Source organism: Streptomyces sp. NPDC028298 (assembly GCF_055565895.1).
The window spans coordinates 454,369-470,153 of sequence record NZ_JBVHTL010000003.1 but is presented as its reverse complement, the minus strand read 5'-3'; the positions used below and the strand labels follow the sequence as shown (position 1 = coordinate 470,153).

Genomic DNA, 15,785 nt, shown 5'->3' with positions numbered 1-15,785 from the left:
GTGCGGGGATCAGTCGTCCGCCGGACAAGACCGGGCTGCCGGGCGTCGGATCGCCGACGGCGGTGGAGCCGATCGGGAAGCTGCGGCCGGGTGCGGTGAACCGGCCCTGAACGGCGGGTTGTTCGACGTCGAGGCCGGTGGGCTCAGGTCGCCTGTCATCGGCTCGGCGCGGGGCAGTGAGGAGGGGGCATGCGAACCCGGGTGCGCGGCTGGCGCTGGCGCCGGAATCCGCTGCGACGCCGCTCCGACGTCGTCGAGGCGTGGTGGGCGCTGGCCGTGGGTGTTCTGCTGTTCGTCGGCGCGCCGCTCCTGGGAGCGGGGGCGGCGTGGTGGACGTACGACGGCACGCAGGCGGACGCGGCCGCGCGGCGGGCCGTTCAGCACCATGTCCGGGCGGTGCTGATGGACGACGCGCCGACGACGGTGTCGTCGAGGCCGGCCGGCGGACGGCGCTCGCTCGCCGCGCTGGTGCGCTGGACCGGGTCCGACGGAAAGGCCCGGACCGGGCGGGTGGGCGTGCCCGCGGGTCTGCGGCGCGGCGCGCGCGTCGACGTGTGGACCGACGCGCGGGAACGGATCGTGCGTCCGGCTCCGAGTTCTTCGACGGTCCTCCAACAGGCTCTGGCCACGGGCGTGTTCGCCACGACGGGTGCGGCCTCGGCCGTCGTCTTCACGCATTTCTGCGTACGCCGGGCCCTGGGGCGCCGACGGCTGGCGCAGTGGGAGCACGACTGGGCCCGGACGGAACCGGAGTGGACCCGGCGCACGGCGTGAGGGACACCCCGGGGTCTCCCCCGTCCCCGGCAGGGCCGTAGCGGGGCTTCGGGGGTGGACGTACGGTGTGATCACCCGCGCCCGTGTGCCGAAAGGTGGTCCCCGATGGCCCTGTTCGACCTCCCGCTCGACGAACTCCGCGGCTACCGCAGCGCGTCCGCCGAGCCCGAGGATTTCGACGCCTTCTGGGCCAAGACCCTCCAGGAAGCCCGCGAGCACGATCTCGCCCCGCGCTTCGAGCCCGTCGCGATCCCGCTGAAGACCGTCACGGTCCACGACGTCACGTTCGCCGGGTTCGGCGGGCATCCCATCAAGGGCTGGCTGACCGTGCCGGCCTGGGCGAACTCCCCGCTCCCCACGGTCGTCGAGTTCATCGGCTACGGCGGCGGACGCGGGCTCCCGCACACGCATCTGCTGTGGGCGTCGGCGGGCTTCGCACACTTCGTGATGGACACCCGGGGTCAGGCGAGCGGGTGGGGCGGCGGCGACACCCCGGACCCCGTGGGCAGCGCGCCCGCCTTCCCGGGGTTCATGACACGCGGCATCGAGGACCCGGAGACCTACTATTACCGGCGGCTGTTCACGGACGCGGTGCGCGCGGTGGAGGCGGCCCGCTCGCATCCGTTGGTGGACGCCGGGCGCGTCGCGGCGCTCGGCGGGAGCCAGGGCGGCGGCATCACCCTCGCGGTCGGCGGACTCGTGCCGGACCTGGCGGCCATCGCCCCCGATGTGCCGTTCCTGTGCGACTTCCCGCGTGCCACCGTCCTCACGGACCGCGCCCCGTACCGGGAGATCGGCAACTACCTCAAGACCCACCGCGGCCGCACGGAGCGGGTGCGGCGCACGCTCTCCTACTTCGACGGGGTGCACTTCGCGGCGCGCGGCCGGGCCCCCGCCCTCTTCTCGGCCGCCCTGGAGGACCAGACCTGCCCGCCTTCGACGGTCTTCGCGGCGTTCAACGCCTGGGCGAACGACGACAAGGAGATCGAGGTGTACGACTTCAACGACCATGAGGGCGGCGGCCCCTACCAGCAGGCCGCGCAGTTGCGCTGGCTCCCCGCGCGCGTCTGAGGCCCGTGATGGACACGACGACGGCGGCACGACGCTTCGTGAGGGTATGGGAGCGGGCCTGGGCGGCCCACGACGTCGAGGCGATCCTGGAGCTCTACTCGGAGGCGTGCGTCCACCGGTCGATGCCGTTCCGGGAGCCCCACCGCGGCCGGGACGAGCTCGCCGCGTATCTCCGCTGGTCCTTCGCGTCCGAGATCACGGCCGACGTCCGCTTCTCCGACCCCTTGGTGGGCCAGGACGGCCGCGCGGTCGCGGAGTTCCGCGTCCTGGCACGGGAGGAGGACGGTCCGACCACCCTCGCGGGCTGTGTCTTCGTCCGCTTCGACGCCACGGGACTCGCGGTGGAGACCCGGGACTACTGGCACAGCGTCCAAGGGTCCGTACCCGCTCTTCCGTGGCGGACGACCTAGTACCGGAGCGGACCCGATACGCCTCTTCGCCCGGGAAGCACCTCCGGCGGTGGCGGAAATAGCGACGCCGACAATCCGTATTCCTGTCGACCGGAGACGCCTTTCTCCTCTCTGGCCAAAAGGCATTACGAGCGGCCGGAAACCGGGCTTCTACCCCGCTCCAAGTGGTGCCGATCTAGACATTCAGGGGCACATTCCGGTCCGGGGGGTCATGGATCCTTGCCGTATGCAGCCGCCCTGCAGGATCTTCGTGGGGAAAGCCCGAGTGACCCTGTTCGCATGTTGAATGAAGGAGAAGTCGTGATTTCAAGGACGCTGAGGGTAGCCCGTTCCGTGGGCGTGGCGGCGGCGGCCACCCTGGCCGTCACGATGGCCATGCCCACCGGCAACGCATTCGCCATCGACCACATAGAGTGCCGTGGCGGGGCGGACTACCTGAAGATCTGGTCGCACCTGGACGGGAGGTCCAGCGTGGACTGCTACGCCAACAAGGGCCGGACCAGCTTCGGCTCATGGTGGGTGGACCGCATTTCGACGGGCAACAACGATCTCATCTACTACGACGCGAACGGCGACTCGGTGCGCATCAACCGGTGGACCGACATCACTTTCCCGAGTCGTCCCCCGCTGGTCAAGGACATCGAAATCCTCTAGCGGACGATCGGGAAACTCCTCGGGAGCACGCGTACCGACGCGCGCCCCGCTCCGGGTACGCGTTCATTCCCGAACGGAATTGAATTCCGCATCGCGATCAACCGAATCGACTCCAGAATATCGATACAGGTCGCGCGATTTTCGCGCGGCCTGTATCGGCCTGTTCCCGTAGCGTTCCGGGGGCATGATCACGGGCACGCCGGGAGAAGAGAGATCCCCACCAAAAACGGTCGTGTCAGAAGAGGCCGGCCCACTGCGCGTCGACGCTCCAGGTGTTCGCTCCCGCCGCGTAGTCGGCGAAGAGCGCGGCCACCTCGTCCCGCCCGCTCAGCACGCAACGGTAGTGGCGTTCCATCGAGCCTTCCCGGTGTTCGACGGCGAAGCCGTCCGTGGCCAGGCCCGCGTTGGGACCGTGGCCGACCTGCAGGAAGTAGCCGCTGCGCCGCTCCAGGATCAGGAACCAGTTCTCCGCGGACAGTCGGCGCACGGCACGCTCGATCACCTCGGGGTCCGCGTCCTCGACCGTCAACCCGACGCACGGCCGAAGGCTCAGCCCGTCGGCCCCGCGCTGCGCGGGCGGACGGTGCAGCACCTGGGCCTGCGGGTCGAGGCAGACCAGACCGTGCCGGCCGGCGAGGTCCACCACCTCGGGCGCCGTGCCGTCGGCCCGGCTCCAGGACATCGGCATGATCACATGTGCGGCGGAGACGTCGAGGCCGGCTGCCCAGGGTGACGCCTCCGCCAGCGCGTCGTCGTCCACCGTGGACGAAAGCTCGGGGAACCGGTCGGTCAGTTCCCGGTGGAAGGCGGCCACGGCCTCGTTCGCCACGACTCCGGCTCCGGTCGGGTCGCCGTCGCACAGCCGCTCGTACGTGCGCGTGGCGTCGGCGACCGAGACGCGCCCGGACTCGAACCACACCGCAAGGTCAAAACTCACGTCGCCTCCATCCGCCGAACCCCGACGCGGGGAGCCTACGGCCGGCCGCTGACAACGCCTCCCCCGCACCGGAGCATCGAGGCGGGCATCCTCTACGCCGACGCCCCGTCACCCGTCGGCGCTTCGAGCAGTTCCAGCTCCTCCGGGGCGAGCCGCAGGGCGCCGGCCGCGATGTTCTCGTCGAGGTGGGCCGGGTCGGCCGTGCCCGGGATGGCCAGCACATGCGGCCCCCGGTGCAGGGTCCAGGCGAGCCGCACCTGCGCCGGCGTCACTCCGTGGGCACGGGCGACCGCGCGGACCCTCTCGTCCCGCTCCTGCCCGGCGGCCGCCTCCCGGCGCAGCCCCGAGACCGCGAAGAACGGGACGAAGGCGATGCCGAGCTCGCCGCAGAGATCCACCAGTCCGCTCTCGTCGGCCCCGCGCGCGTCGAGTCCGTAGGAGTTCTGCACGCACACGACCGGGGCCAGGGTCCGCGCCTCGGAGACGTGCTCGGGGCCCACGTTGGACAGGCCCAGATGACGGATCAGGCCCGCCTCGCGCAGTTCGGCGAGCGCCCCGAAGTGCTCGGCGACGGAGTGCATGTCCCGGCCGTTCCGGCGCAGGTTCACCACGTCGAGATGGTCCCGGCCGAGCTGCCGCAGATTCTCCTCCACCTGACCGCGCAGTCGGTCGGGACGGACCATGGGGTACCACGCGCCGGACGGCTCACGGCCCGGCCCGACCTTGGTGACGACGACCACGTCGTCCCGGCGGGACGACAGCGCGCGGTTGATCAGCTCGTTGGCCGAGCGCAGCGGGGAGAAGTAGAAGGATGCCGTGTCGATGTGGTTGACGCCCTGGTCGACCGCCCGGCGCAGCAGGCCGACCGCGAGGTCGCGGTCGATCGGCGGGCCGTCCGAGTTCCCGGCCATGCCGTTGCCGGTCAGCCGCATCGCTCCGTAGCCGATCCGGTTGACCTCCAGGTCGCCCAGTTTCCAAGTCCCCGCGTCCGCCGCGCTCACTGCGTACCGTCTCCTCTCGTCCCCGGCCTGGGTGGACGGTCGCGTCTCCGTCCGGCCGGAGCCAGGAGTATGCGGCGGCCTCGGGGTGCTCCGACAGGGGTGCCGGCCAGGCGAATTGTCACACTCGAATCGGGAACGAACCTTCCCTGCCCGGCCGTTGAATCCGCAGACGGAGCATCGGACGGACGGGCTGAGGGACCTTCCGCTGGACCGGCCGAGTGACCTTCGGTCCGGGGTCCCGCGAACCCACGGTCCGGGGCCCTCGATCGGCGCCCGGCCAGGGACTTTCGGACACGACGGGGTGGGCGGATCTCCCGATCTCGCGGCCCCGGAAACAGGGGCCGGCCGAGGTACGTGATCGGTCCGACGAGCCCGCGCATCGCCCCCGGATCAAGGAAGTCCGCACGCGAGGCCACCGGGAGCGGCGCGCCGCGAGCGCGGCGCGGGGCCACCGGAAGCGCGGGCGGAATTCGGCCGAAGTCCCCGAACGCTCTTTGCTAGTGGTTTAGACCAATGCTACATGTGGTGGCGCACCGAGCTCACACGGCTACTTCATGTCACCATCCAGGAGGCGCGGTCATGGCCCGCACCACCCATCCGACCGACCACGAACCGCTCTACGCGCGGATCGCCGCGCAACTGCTCGGCGAGCTGCGCGACGGGATCATTCCGCCCGGCGAACGGCTGCCGGGGGAACGCGAGTTGTCCACCCGCTTCGGCGTCAGCCGGGAGACCGTACGGCAGGCGCTGCACATGCTGCGGCGCGACGGCCAGGTCTCCACCGACCGACGCGGCAGCCATGCGACGCTGTCCGGCACCGGCGCCGAACACGTCCCGTCCCTCGACTTCCCCGTCGGCGCGCACACGGGCGAACCCGAAGGGTGCCGCCGTACCACCGTGACCTGGGAGACCCCCTCACCGGAACACGCGAAGGCCCTCGGACTCGCCCCGCGGCGGGCGACGTTGGTCCATCGCTACGAGTCGGCCGCGACCGACGGAAGCGGGCTGCGCTCGGCCGTGACGTCGTTCTCCGCCATCGCCGTGACCGAGGTGGAGGAGCTCGCCCGCTACCGCGACCGCGCGGACGGCCACGCCTCGGCGCAGCTCTCACGCGCCTACGACTGGATGCGCAAGGCGGGGCTGACCCTGCACCACCGGGACGCGATCACCAGACTCCCGCAGTCGGTACGGGTCACCCGTCGGGTGCACGACCAGTACGACCGTCCGCTGGAGATCACCGACCTGACCGTGGACGCCCGACAGGACGCCCTGGTCTACGAGTTCACCCTGCCGGCGGCCGACTAGCACCGGAGGCGGGGTACGGCGTCACGCGCCGCCGACGGGCGCTCCCGGGGTGTCCTCACGTGTGGCCACGACCATGCGGGCCCGCGGGCTTCCGTCCCGTCGGCGGCCGAACTCGTCCAGCGCGTGGAGCTCCGTCCGGAATCCGGCCCGCGCCAGCTCCCGCTGGACGTCGCCGAGCCGGAACGTGCGGTAGTACATGACGAAGGTCGGGCGCCGGACGGCGTTGCGCACCCGCATCACCGTGTCGAAGCCCAGCAGGGCCCAGTACCAGGGGGAGGCGGGGCCCGGCGGAGCCATGATCGGGAAGGCGAAGCGCCCGCCCGGACGCAGGACGGCGTGGACGCCGGAGAACAGCCCGGGCAGCTCCCGCGGCAGAAAGTGCCCGAAGGCGCCGAAGCTCACGACCAGGTCGAACACGGACCCGAAGGGGAGGTCGCGGGCGTCCGCCCGCACGAAGGCGACCGCCGGCGACCGGCCCTCACCCCGCGGAGACCGCTCATCGACGGCCGCGAGCCGTGAGCGCCCGACCGTCAGCATGCCCGCGCTGATGTCGACCCCGGTGACGCTGTCGCGGCACAGCTCCCGCAGGACCTCCATGCCCGCGCCGGTGCCGCAGCAGAGGTCGAGTCCGGCGTCGAACGGCCCCATCGGCTCCAGGGCGCTCCCCACGGCTTCGAGGATCGTGTCCGGCGTCCGGAACGGCGTGTGGTCGAACTTGGGCGCGAGCAGGTCGTAGCCGCGTTCGATCGACGAGAGGGCCTGCACGGCCAGCTCGCGCAGGGTGGGACCTTGCGGGGTGAACATCTCGCCGAGCTTAGGACCTGTCCGGCCAGGAGGGCGGAAGATCCCGACGGCGCCATGCGGCGGACAGCGACCGAACGGCGGCCCGTGGGGCAGCGGACGCGCGGTGCGCTGATCTATCGTCCGGGGCATGACCTCGTTCCGCCCCGCCCCCGCCTGGCTGGCCGACGCCGTCTTCTATCAGATCTATCCGCAGTCGTTCGCCGACTCGAACGGTGACGGCATCGGCGACTTCGCCGGCATCACCGAACGCCTCGACCACCTGGCGTGGCTGGGCGTCAACACCGTATGGCTCAACCCGTGTTTCGTGTCCCCGTTCGGCGACGCCGGGTACGACGTCGCCGACTATCTGCGGGTCGCACCCCGCTACGGAACCTCCGGCGACCTCGCCCGCCTCGTCGACGCGGCCGGCCGTCGCGGCATCCGCGTGCTCCTCGACCTTGTGGCCGGTCACACCTCCGACCGACACCCCTGGTTCCGGGCCGCGATGGACGATCCGGCCGACGACCGCTACATCTGGGCGCCGGAGGGCCAGGCCCCGGACGGCTTCGTCCCCTCACCGGGGACCCGTCCGGGGGCGTATCTGCCGAACTTCTTCGCGTTCCAGCCCGCGCTCAACTTCGGTTACGGACGGGCCCGTCCGGACGAGCCCTGGCGCCTGCCGGTCGACGCACCGGGTCCGCGCGCCAACCGGGCCGAGCTGCGCACGGTGATGGACCACTGGCTGGGCCTGGGCCTGGCCGGCTTCCGGGTGGACATGGCCGCCTCGCTCGTCAAGGACGACCCGGACAAGCGGGAGACGGCCGCGATCTGGACGGAGTTGAGACACTGGCTGGACGGCGCGCATCCGCAGGCCGTGCTCCTCTCGGAATGGGGCGAACCGGAGGTGTCCGTCCCGGCCGGGTTCCACGCGGACTTCTTCCTCCAGTTCGGCGGCCCCACCGACGGGCTGGCCCTGCGCTCGCTGTGGAGCAACGGGGAGGGCACGGTCAACGAGGCCTGGGACCCGCTCGACTGCTTCTTCGACGCCGGGGGCCGCGGTTCACCGGGCCCGTTCCTGGAGGCCTGGCGGCAGGCCTCCGGCGCGGTCGGCGAGGCCGGCTTCATCGCGCTGCCGACCTCCAACCACGACTTCTCCCGTCTCAACTGCGGCCCCCGCACGGCCGGTCAGCTTCCCGTCGCGTTCGTCTTCCAGCTCACCTGGCCGACCCTTCCGGCGATCTACTACGGCGACGAGATCGGCATGCGTTACGTCCCGGGGCTGCCCGACAAGGAGGGCAGCGTGCTGGGACCGCGCTACAACCGCGCGGGTTCCCGTACGCCGATGCAGTGGGACGAGGGCCCCAACGCCGGTTTCTCCACGGCCCCTTCCGACCGGCTGTACCTCCCTCTCGATCCGTCCCCGGACCGCCCGACGGTCGCCGCCCAACGAGCCGACGACACCTCGCTCCTGGGGCTCGTACGCCGTCTGGTCGCGCTGCGCACCGGCACGCCGGAGCTGGGGCCGGCCGGCTCGGTCGAGGTGGTGCACGCCGGATACCCGTTCGTGTACGTGCGCGGCGGCCGCTATCTCGTCGTCGTCAACCCGCGCCGGGAGCAGGCGAGTTGTCCCGTCGAGGTGACCTCCGGCGTCCGCCCCCTGGAATCGGACGGCGTCGAGATCGGCACCGGCACCGGCACCGGCACCGGCACCGGCACGGTGAACGCCCGGGGATTCGGCTACGGCGTCTTCGAACTCACCGAGCCACGGGCCGGGTCAGCCGCCCAGCCGTAGCCCGGCGAGCCAGACGTCCGGGGCGCTCGGGACGCCTTCCGCGGCCGGGGCCGCCCACACGGCGGCCCGCTTCGGCCGCGCGCGGCGCGCGAGCAGCACTCCGAGGGCTCTCCTGGCGCTCCGCACCGGGACGGAACTCGCCGCCGGTGCGGCCGCCCGGACGGCGGGGCCAGGGGCGGGCGCGGGGACCGTCGAGGGTGCGGCGGCGCCCGCCGCGCATACGCGGGCCGACAGGGTCGTGGGGGTTGCCTGGGCAGTCATGGGATGGAACCTCCTGGGCGTCGGAAGAGCGGCGGCGCCGCCCCCGGTCCGACCACGGCCGGGAGGCGCCTTCACCCCACCGACGAAGGGCCCCTACGCGGATCGACACTCCGCGAGCCGCTTCTCCAGAAATCTCCGCTCGGCCGCGTTCTCCACCAGCGCGAGGGCCCGGTCGTACGCCTCGGCCGCCTCCGTCGTGCGCCCGGCGCGGCGCAGCAGGTCCGCGCGAGTGGCGGGCAGCAGGTGGTACGCGTCCAGCTCGCCCTCCGCCTCCAGTTCGGCGACCAGCGCGAGGCCCGCGTCGGGGCCTTCGGCCATGCCCACCGCGACCGCCCGGTTGAGGCGGACCACGGCGGAGGGTACGAAGCGCCGGAGCTCGCCGTAGAGGCCGGCGATGTCGGCCCAGTCGGTCTCCTCGGCCGTGGCGGCCGTGGTGTGACAGGCCGCGATGGCGGCCTGGATCTGGTAGGGGCCGGGGCGGCCGCGGCGCAGCGCGGTCTCCAGGAGCGCGGCGCCCTCGTCCGCCTCGGCGGTGTCCCAGGCCGTACGGTCCTGGTCCTCCAGGGTGACCAGGTCGCCGGAGGCGTCGACGCGGGTGCCGCTGCGCGCGTCGTGGAGCAGCAACAGCGCGAGCAGTCCGAGTACTTCGGGCTCGTCGGGCATGAGGCGGGCCAGGACGCGGGCCAGCCGGATGGCCTCCGCGGAGAGGTTCGCGCGCACCAGATCGGCGCCGGCCGTGGCGGCGTACCCCTCGTTGAAGAGCAGATAGAGCACGCCGAGGACACCGGTGGTGCGTTCGGGCAGGAGGTGCGCGGGCGGCACGCGGTAGGGGATGCCGGCGTTGCGGATCTTCCGCTTGGCGCGCACCAGCCGCTGCGCCATCGTCGCCTCGGGGACGAGGAAGGCGCGGGCGATCTCGGGCGTGGTGAGCCCGGCCAGGGTGCGCAGGGTGAGGGCCACCCGGGCCTCGATGGCCAGCGCCGGGTGGCAGCAGGTGAAGACCAGCCGCAGCCGGTCGTCGTGGACTCCGCTCTCCTCGTCGGGATCCGATCCGTACGGGCTGTACATGCTGTACGGACCGTACGGGTCGTACGGTCCCTCGTCGCGTGCCGACACCGCCACCTCCCGCAGCTTCCGCGCTCCGACCGCCTCGCGGCGCAGCACGTCCAGGGCGCGGTTGCGCGCGGTCGCGGTCAGCCAGGCGCCGGGGCGGCGCGGCACTCCGTCGCGCCGCCACCGGTCGAGCGCCTGGGCGAAGGCGTCCTGCGCGCACTCCTCGGCGAGGTCCCAGTCGCCGGTCATCCGGATCAGGGTGGCGACGACCTGGCCCCACTCCTCACGGAACGCGGCCGCGACCGCCTCCTCGACCCCGTCGTTCACTCCCAGAGCGGCCGCACCTCCACGGAACCGCCGCCCAGCGCCGCCGGATGCCGGGACGCGAGCGCGATGGCCTCGTCGAGGTCGGCGACCTCGATGATGTCGATGCCCGCCACGTACTCCTTGGCCTCGACGAACGGCCCGTCGGTGAGCAGGACTTCGTCGCCCTGGACGCGGACGGTGGTGGCGTCGGCGGCCGGCCGGAGCCGGGCGCCGCCCGTCACGACGCCGCGCTCGCGCACCTCCTGGAGGTACGAGGTGAAGCGGGGGTCGTCGGCCATCTCGTCGGGGCCGAGCTCCTCGCCGTCGACGGGAGTGCAGATGAACAGCGCGTATTTCATGACCGCGTCGCCCCGGCCGGCGGGCTGCCGGCGTCCGACGGCACCGACATGTGCTGGTGCACGATCCGCCAGCGGTCGCCGGCCGCGCGGTAGCCCGTGGTGACGCGGGTGGTGGAGTCCAGCGTCGTGCCGTCGGTGAGCGGGGCGCGCAGGCGCACCAAGGCGTGGCTGAAGGCGACGCTCTCGTCGATGCGGACCCGGAAGTCCAGCACCTCGCGGTCGGCGGGGCCCGCGAGGGCCGCGAACCACTCCTCCTGCGCCTTGCGCAGGGCGTCGGCACCGCTCTGTTCCATGCCGCTCACGGGGTGGAAGACCTCGACGTCGGGGGCGTAGCAGGCCATGGCCCGGTCGAGGTCCCGTTCGCGCAGGGCCTCGGTGAGCTCGGCGTCGAGTCGGCGGATCTCGCCCTCGGCGTCCTCGTCCTCCCAGAAGGCGCGGATCTCCATGGCGCCGATGGTGGCGACGGGGTGCTTCGCGGCGGCCTCGATCGCCTCCTCCATGGTGGCGCAGTCGAGGATGTCGAAGCCGGCGACGTACTCCTTCGTCTCGGCGAACGGCCCGTCGGTGCGGAGCACTTCACCGTCGCGTACCCGGACGGTGACCGCGTCGGCGGGCAGCCGGAGCCGGTGGCCGTGCAGCCGGACGCCGCGCTCGGCGCCCAGTTCCTCGACCCACGGTTCGACGGGCGCCATCCCGGACGCGTCGGCGGTGTCGTCGCCACAGACCAGCAGCATGTACTTCATGGTTCCTCCTGGTACTCATCGAGCTTCCTACACCCCACCGACGGACGGCGCCCCGGTGAATCGACAGGCGGCGAAAAACTTTTTCTCGAAGACCGTCAGACGCGGGAGGTGCCGGGCCGCACGGGAAGGACCTGGACGCTGTTGCCGACGAAGCTGGTCTGCTGGGTGAGCTCCGACTCGGACACGGCGAGGTCCAGGTCGGGGAAGCGGATGAACAGCCGTTCGAGGGCGATGGTGGCCTCCGTCCGGGCGAGCGGCGCGCCGAGGCAGTAGTGGGCGCCGTGCCCGAGGGAGAGGTGGCGGACGGCGTCGGGGCGCCCGGGGCGGGTGACGTCGAAGAGGTCGGCGTCCGGCCCGTGGGCCGACCGGTCGCGGCCCGCGGCCGTGTAGCCGGCGAGGACGGGCGTGCCCTGGGGGATGACGGTCCCGTCGACGGTCAGGTCCCGTACCGGGTAGCGGAAGGGGAAGTAGCTGACGGGGGCGTTCCAGCGCAGCGTCTCCTCGACGACGTCCCCCCAGCTCGCCTCGCCCTTGAGGACCAGGTCGAGCTGGTCGCGGTGTCCGCACAGCGCCCGTACGGCGTTGGTGATCAGGTTCAGGGTGGTCTCGTGCCCGGCGATGATCATGAGCACGAGGGTGCCGATGAGTTCCTGCTGGCTGAGCCGGTCGCCGTCCTCGTCCCGGGCGGCGATCAGCGCGCTGGTGAGGTCGTCGCCGGGGTTCTCGGCGCGGGCGGCCGCGACAGCGCTGAGCACGGCGACCAGTTCGCGGTTGGCGGCGACGGCCGCCTCGGGGCCGATGTCGGTGGCGACGACCTGGTTCGTCAGATGGTGGAGCCGGTCGCGGTACTCGGCGTCGACACCGAGGAGTTCTCCGATGACGCTCATCGGCAGCGGGAGCGCGAAGTGTCGGCGCAGGTCGGCCACTCCCCCGCCCGCCTCGGCCGCCGCGTGCAGGCCGTCGAGCAGCTCGGAGGTCAATTCCTCCACGCGGGGCCGCAGTTGCTCGACACGGCGCGCGGTGAACGCCTTGCTGACGAGGGATCGCAGCCGCCGGTGGTCGTCACCGTCCGCGGTCGTCATCCCCTGCACGGTGGCGAAGGTCATGAGCGGCCAGCCGGCGGCTATCCTCCCCTCGCGCAGGGCCGTGAAGTGCTGGGCGCCCTTGGCGACGTCCGGGTGCGCGAGGAACTCCTTCAGCGCCTCGTGCCCGAGCACCACCGCGCCCTCCACCCCACCGGGCAGCTCCACCGTCGCGACGGCGCCCCGCGCGAGCAGCCGCGCGTTGTCGGCGTGCGGGCAGCCGCCCGCGGGGTCCAGGCGGTGCGGTGTGACGGACGACGTGTCCACCGTGTTCTCCTTGCTGCTGGGCCGAGTTGACGGTCGTACGACGCCGACAGGCCCCGTACGACGATCGATTGTGCCTGCTCAGAGCAGCGCGCGCAGCACCTCGGCGAAGCCCTTCGGGTGGGTCAGGTTGCCGTTGTGACCACCGGGGAAGCGGACCGGCGCGACGCCGAGTCCGGCGGCCAGTTCCTCGGCGCAGCGGTAGTCGAACACCTGCCGTGGCGTGGTGTGCCCGGCCGCGGGGACGATGCGGACCGGCCCCTCGCGGAGCGCCGCGATCTCGGCCCGTCCGAGTTCGGCCCGGCTCATGGTCAGGGCGTCGTACGCGATGAAGAAGGTGAAGTTCGCCTCGCGGGACGCGTCCAACGGGGCCATTCTGGCGCCCGGTTCGACGTCCTGGCGGGCCGGGTCGATGCCGAGGATCTCGCCGATCCTGCGCACCCCGGCGATCCAGCCGTCCCTGCGGAAGACCTCCCGCATCTCGTCCAGTTCCCGCCGCGCGCGCAGTTTCTCGGCTTCGGGCAGCATGCCGGGGATGGCCGGCTCGTGAGCGACGAGAGCGCTCAGCCGCTCGGGGCGTCGCCGGGCGAGGCGGAGCCCGATGACGGCGCCCATGCTGCACCCGAGCATCAGGGCGGGCCCGTCGGCGAGATGGGCCAGCAGCCGGTCCACGTCGTCCACGTGCTCGTCGAGCGTGGCGCCGCGGGCCGGGTCGTCGAGGACGCTGCGGGACAGACCGCGCCGGTCGTACGTCACCACCGTGTACGCGTCGACGAGGTGGTCGACCAGCGCGTCGCTGCGGTTGGCGTCGCCCTCGCCGCTCTGCGACACGAGCAACAGGGGCCCCTCACCGCGCACTTCGTAGTGGAGGGCGGCGCCGGGGACGGACAGTGAGCCGGTACGGGTTTCCTGCATGACGGGCTCCTCACGCGGTCGTTCGCGGACACCGTTCGGCGTCGCGTCCCCCCGAACATAATCCATCATTTTTGATGCATCAAGCCAGATGTATCATCTCTGATACATCTGGCTTGATACGATCTGGAGCCATGAACGGAGCGGAACTCTTCCTGCTGGGCCGGACCCTGATGAAGATCGGCGAGGAGGCCATCCCCGCAGAGGGCGTCGGCCGCCGGTCCACGAGCACCCGGTCCATGCTGATCGTGATGCTGGACGTGTACGCCAACCCCGACACCACGGTCGGCGAGGTCGCCGTCCGCACGGGCATGCCGCAGAGCGCCGTCTCGGCCTGCGTGGCCCGCCTCAAGGAGGCGGGCTCGGTCCTCACCGCGACCGACCCCGCCGACCGCCGCCGCTCCCTGATCCGGCGCAACCCCGAGATCGACGGGCGCCGGGCCGAGGTCGCGGCGACCCCGGTCGACGCCGCGCTGGGCGCCGCTCTCGGCACGGAGGACGAGGCGGAGATCGCCGAGACGGTCGCCCTCCTGGAACAGCTCGCCGAACGGCTGTCACCCGACGTCCTGGGGCGCCTGCGCTGACCTGACCGGGCCTGACCGGGCCTGGCCGGGCCTGGCCTGACCGGGGAGACCGGCCCGGAGACCCGGAGGCGCCCCGCCACGGGAAGCGGAAACCGCACCCGCCTCCGTACGCTCGTAGGGACACGTTTCCTTGGATCGCCCGGGTGCGGTCCCGGAGGTGACCGGCATGCGTGCCTCGCTGATACAGCTCTCCGTGGACGACGCGGACTCCGCGGACGAGCGCCGTCACCGGGCGGCCTCGCTGGTCCGCGCCCGGGCGGGCGACGACCTGGTGGTCCTGCCGGAGCTGTGGGCGGCCGGCGCGTGGGCGTACGACCGCTGGGAGCAGGACGCCGAGGGCCTCGACGGCCCCACCGCGGAGGCCATGTCCGCCGCCGCACGCGAGGCCGGAGTCTGGCTGCACGCCGGATCCGTCGTCGAACGGGACACGGACGGGACCCTGTACAACACGGCGCTGCTCTTCGACCGGGCCGGTGAACTGCGGGGGTGCTACCGCAAGATCCACCGGTACGGCTTCGACACCGGTGAGGCGACCCTGATGGGTGGGGGCGACGCCATCGTCACCGTGCCCACCGACTTCGGGGTGATCGGCCTCGCCATCTGCTACGACCTGCGCTTCCCCGAACTCTTCCGGGGCCTGCTCGACGCGGGCGCAGAGCTGATCGCGATCCCCGCGGCCTGGCCCGCGGCCCGGCTCACCCACTGGCAACTCCTGACCCGCACAAGGGCCTTGGAGGAACAGGTCTTCCTCCTGGCGTGCTGCACGACCGGCACACACGGCGGCATGCGGCAGGGCGGCCACAGCGTGGTCGTCGACCCCTGGGGAACCGTCCTGGGCGAGGCCCGCACGGCGGAGGAGACCCTGACCGTGGACCTCGACATGGCCCAGGTGGCCCTGATGCGCTCCGAACTCCCGGTCCTACGCGACCGCGTGCTGGCCATCGAGGCCCCTGGGCGGCGGTGAATCCGGCGGCGCTGATGGAGCCCTGGAAGAACAGGCCGTACGAGGCACACGTCCACTTCATAGATGACCCGGCCTGGGCAGGAGCGACCGTGGACGAGGCCGTGAATGCGATCCGCCTCGACGAGAACCTGCCCGTCGTCTTCCTCGCCGACCGGACAACCATGCAGTGCGAGAGCCACCCCTTGCTGGCGGTCACCACGCTGACGCGGGAGGACTGTCTGGACGACGAGGACTACGAGCAGTTGACCGAGTTCGGCCGTGAGTTCCGCACCACCCCCGCAGGAGTCCACGACGTCCACGCCAACCTGGACATCGGCAACCTGGGCTTCGAGGAGTACGCCGCATGGGCCCACGATGATCCCGAGCGGATCTACCGGTCCTTCTGAACAGAGTTCTCGGAAACGGGGACAGAGCCAGATTCAGAGAGAGGCAGTGGCATGGAATCCCCACCCGCTACAAGACCGCGACCATCCACCTGGCCGGACTCCATATCGCTGGCCCTTTCCTCTGGTCAGCCTCATGATCAGAGC

Annotated in this window: 18 protein-coding genes; 9 read left to right on the top strand and 9 right to left on the bottom strand. The window is 72.0% G+C overall.

Translation table 11 applies throughout. The features are described from left to right. Positions 1–189 precede the first annotated feature (189 nt). The 4 genes from ACZ4TO_RS17205 to ACZ4TO_RS17190 all read left to right on the top strand — a co-directional run bounded on the left by ACZ4TO_RS17205 (position 190) and on the right by ACZ4TO_RS17190 (position 2,909). Entirely contained in the window at positions 190–774 is a 585-nt protein-coding gene (locus ACZ4TO_RS17205) for an Rv1733c family protein (RefSeq protein ID WP_468024581.1), read from the top strand. 105 nt (positions 775–879) lie between these two features. Beyond that, the gene (locus ACZ4TO_RS17200) at positions 880–1,845 is read left to right on the top strand and encodes an acetylxylan esterase (RefSeq protein WP_385039390.1); all 966 of its coding nucleotides are present in this window, start codon (positions 880–882) and stop codon (positions 1,843–1,845) included. An 8-nt stretch (positions 1,846–1,853) separates the two neighbouring features. Beyond that, positions 1,854–2,255: a YybH family protein gene (locus ACZ4TO_RS17195; RefSeq protein ID WP_468024580.1), complete on the top strand. Its 402-nt coding sequence runs from the start codon at positions 1,854–1,856 to the stop codon at positions 2,253–2,255. Positions 2,256–2,555: 300 nt separating this feature from the next. Continuing rightward, a complete protein-coding gene (locus tag ACZ4TO_RS17190; RefSeq protein ID WP_451074978.1) occupies positions 2,556–2,909 on the top strand; it encodes a beta/gamma crystallin domain-containing protein in 354 nt (117 codons plus the stop codon). A 235-nt stretch (positions 2,910–3,144) separates the two neighbouring features. On the opposite strand, the gene ACZ4TO_RS17185 is transcribed toward ACZ4TO_RS17190, so the two are convergent. Beyond that, positions 3,145–3,846 carry a hypothetical protein gene (locus tag ACZ4TO_RS17185; protein WP_468024579.1) on the bottom strand — a complete coding sequence of 234 codons (702 nt, stop codon included), beginning with the start codon at positions 3,844–3,846 and terminating at the stop codon, positions 3,145–3,147. Between the two features lie 92 nt (positions 3,847–3,938). Beyond that, entirely contained in the window at positions 3,939–4,847 is a 909-nt protein-coding gene (locus tag ACZ4TO_RS17180; RefSeq protein ID WP_468024578.1) for an oxidoreductase, read from the bottom strand. 579 nt (positions 4,848–5,426) lie between these two features. Here ACZ4TO_RS17180 and ACZ4TO_RS17175 point away from each other — a divergent pair. After that, positions 5,427–6,152 carry a GntR family transcriptional regulator gene (locus ACZ4TO_RS17175; protein ID WP_468024577.1) on the top strand — a complete coding sequence of 242 codons (726 nt, stop codon included), beginning with the start codon at positions 5,427–5,429 and terminating at the stop codon, positions 6,150–6,152. A gap of 21 nt (positions 6,153–6,173) precedes the next feature. On the opposite strand, the gene ACZ4TO_RS17170 is transcribed toward ACZ4TO_RS17175, so the two are convergent. After that, positions 6,174–6,956: a class I SAM-dependent methyltransferase gene (locus ACZ4TO_RS17170; protein WP_468024576.1), complete on the bottom strand. Its 783-nt coding sequence runs from the start codon at positions 6,954–6,956 to the stop codon at positions 6,174–6,176. A gap of 127 nt (positions 6,957–7,083) precedes the next feature. Here ACZ4TO_RS17170 and ACZ4TO_RS17165 point away from each other — a divergent pair, with 127 nt between their 5' ends. Continuing rightward, a complete protein-coding gene (locus ACZ4TO_RS17165; protein WP_468024575.1) occupies positions 7,084–8,727 on the top strand; it encodes an alpha-amylase family glycosyl hydrolase in 1,644 nt (547 codons plus the stop codon). Here the strand turns inward: ACZ4TO_RS17165 and ACZ4TO_RS17160 are convergent. The 6 genes from ACZ4TO_RS17160 to ACZ4TO_RS17135 form a co-directional block, all read right to left on the bottom strand. Next, entirely contained in the window at positions 8,710–8,988 is a 279-nt protein-coding gene (locus ACZ4TO_RS17160; RefSeq protein WP_468024574.1) for a hypothetical protein, read from the bottom strand. The genes ACZ4TO_RS17165 and ACZ4TO_RS17160 overlap by 18 nt on opposite strands. Before the next feature lie 93 nt (positions 8,989–9,081). Then, the gene (locus tag ACZ4TO_RS17155) at positions 9,082–10,374 is read right to left on the bottom strand and encodes an RNA polymerase sigma factor (protein ID WP_468024797.1); all 1,293 of its coding nucleotides are present in this window, start codon (positions 10,372–10,374) and stop codon (positions 9,082–9,084) included. Further along, positions 10,365–10,706 (bottom strand): YciI family protein, encoded by a 342-nt coding sequence (locus ACZ4TO_RS17150; RefSeq protein ID WP_382786404.1) that lies wholly within the window; start codon positions 10,704–10,706, stop codon positions 10,365–10,367. The genes ACZ4TO_RS17155 and ACZ4TO_RS17150 overlap by 10 nt, the downstream gene beginning before the upstream one ends. Continuing rightward, entirely contained in the window at positions 10,703–11,449 is a 747-nt protein-coding gene (locus tag ACZ4TO_RS17145; protein ID WP_468024573.1) for an SgcJ/EcaC family oxidoreductase, read from the bottom strand. The genes ACZ4TO_RS17150 and ACZ4TO_RS17145 overlap by 4 nt, the downstream gene beginning before the upstream one ends. 95 nt (positions 11,450–11,544) lie before the next feature. Next, positions 11,545–12,798 (bottom strand): cytochrome P450 family protein, encoded by a 1,254-nt coding sequence (locus ACZ4TO_RS17140; protein ID WP_468024572.1) that lies wholly within the window; start codon positions 12,796–12,798, stop codon positions 11,545–11,547. Between the two features lie 78 nt (positions 12,799–12,876). Then, positions 12,877–13,710 carry an alpha/beta fold hydrolase gene (locus tag ACZ4TO_RS17135; RefSeq protein ID WP_468024571.1) on the bottom strand — a complete coding sequence of 278 codons (834 nt, stop codon included), beginning with the start codon at positions 13,708–13,710 and terminating at the stop codon, positions 12,877–12,879. A gap of 131 nt (positions 13,711–13,841) precedes the next feature. Between ACZ4TO_RS17135 and ACZ4TO_RS17130 the strand changes: the two genes are divergently transcribed. The 3 genes from ACZ4TO_RS17130 to ACZ4TO_RS17120 all read left to right on the top strand — a co-directional run bounded on the left by ACZ4TO_RS17130 (position 13,842) and on the right by ACZ4TO_RS17120 (position 15,641). Next, positions 13,842–14,291 (top strand): MarR family winged helix-turn-helix transcriptional regulator, encoded by a 450-nt coding sequence (locus tag ACZ4TO_RS17130; RefSeq protein WP_385039416.1) that lies wholly within the window; start codon positions 13,842–13,844, stop codon positions 14,289–14,291. 166 nt (positions 14,292–14,457) lie between these two features. Continuing rightward, positions 14,458–15,255, top strand: coding sequence for a nitrilase-related carbon-nitrogen hydrolase (locus ACZ4TO_RS17125; protein ID WP_468024570.1), 798 nt, complete (start codon positions 14,458–14,460; stop codon positions 15,253–15,255). Between the two features lie 14 nt (positions 15,256–15,269). Beyond that, on the top strand, positions 15,270–15,641 hold the full coding sequence (locus ACZ4TO_RS17120) for a DUF6924 domain-containing protein (protein WP_468024796.1): 372 nt from the start codon (positions 15,270–15,272) through the stop codon (positions 15,639–15,641). Positions 15,642–15,785: the final 144 nt, after the last annotated feature.

Bases quoted from the DNA above. Each gene is read 5' to 3' on its own strand.
- ACZ4TO_RS17205 (WP_468024581.1), top strand. From the start codon at position 190: ATGCGAACCCGGGTGCGCGGCTGGCGCTGGCGCCGGAATCCGCTGCGA.
- ACZ4TO_RS17200 (WP_385039390.1), top strand. From the start codon at position 880: ATGGCCCTGTTCGACCTCCCGCTCGACGAACTCCGCGGCTACCGCAGC.
- ACZ4TO_RS17195 (WP_468024580.1), top strand. From the start codon at position 1,854: ATGGACACGACGACGGCGGCACGACGCTTCGTGAGGGTATGGGAGCGG.
- ACZ4TO_RS17175 (WP_468024577.1), top strand. From the start codon at position 5,427: ATGGCCCGCACCACCCATCCGACCGACCACGAACCGCTCTACGCGCGG.
- ACZ4TO_RS17170 (WP_468024576.1), bottom strand. From the start codon at position 6,956: ATGTTCACCCCGCAAGGTCCCACCCTGCGCGAGCTGGCCGTGCAGGCC.
- ACZ4TO_RS17165 (WP_468024575.1), top strand. From the start codon at position 7,084: ATGACCTCGTTCCGCCCCGCCCCCGCCTGGCTGGCCGACGCCGTCTTC.
- ACZ4TO_RS17160 (WP_468024574.1), bottom strand. From the start codon at position 8,988: ATGACTGCCCAGGCAACCCCCACGACCCTGTCGGCCCGCGTATGCGCG.
- ACZ4TO_RS17150 (WP_382786404.1), bottom strand. From the start codon at position 10,706: ATGAAATACGCGCTGTTCATCTGCACTCCCGTCGACGGCGAGGAGCTC.
- ACZ4TO_RS17145 (WP_468024573.1), bottom strand. From the start codon at position 11,449: ATGAAGTACATGCTGCTGGTCTGTGGCGACGACACCGCCGACGCGTCC.
- ACZ4TO_RS17135 (WP_468024571.1), bottom strand. From the start codon at position 13,710: ATGCAGGAAACCCGTACCGGCTCACTGTCCGTCCCCGGCGCCGCCCTC.
- ACZ4TO_RS17130 (WP_385039416.1), top strand. From the start codon at position 13,842: ATGAACGGAGCGGAACTCTTCCTGCTGGGCCGGACCCTGATGAAGATC.
- ACZ4TO_RS17125 (WP_468024570.1), top strand. From the start codon at position 14,458: ATGCGTGCCTCGCTGATACAGCTCTCCGTGGACGACGCGGACTCCGCG.
- ACZ4TO_RS17120 (WP_468024796.1), top strand. From the start codon at position 15,270: ATGGAGCCCTGGAAGAACAGGCCGTACGAGGCACACGTCCACTTCATA.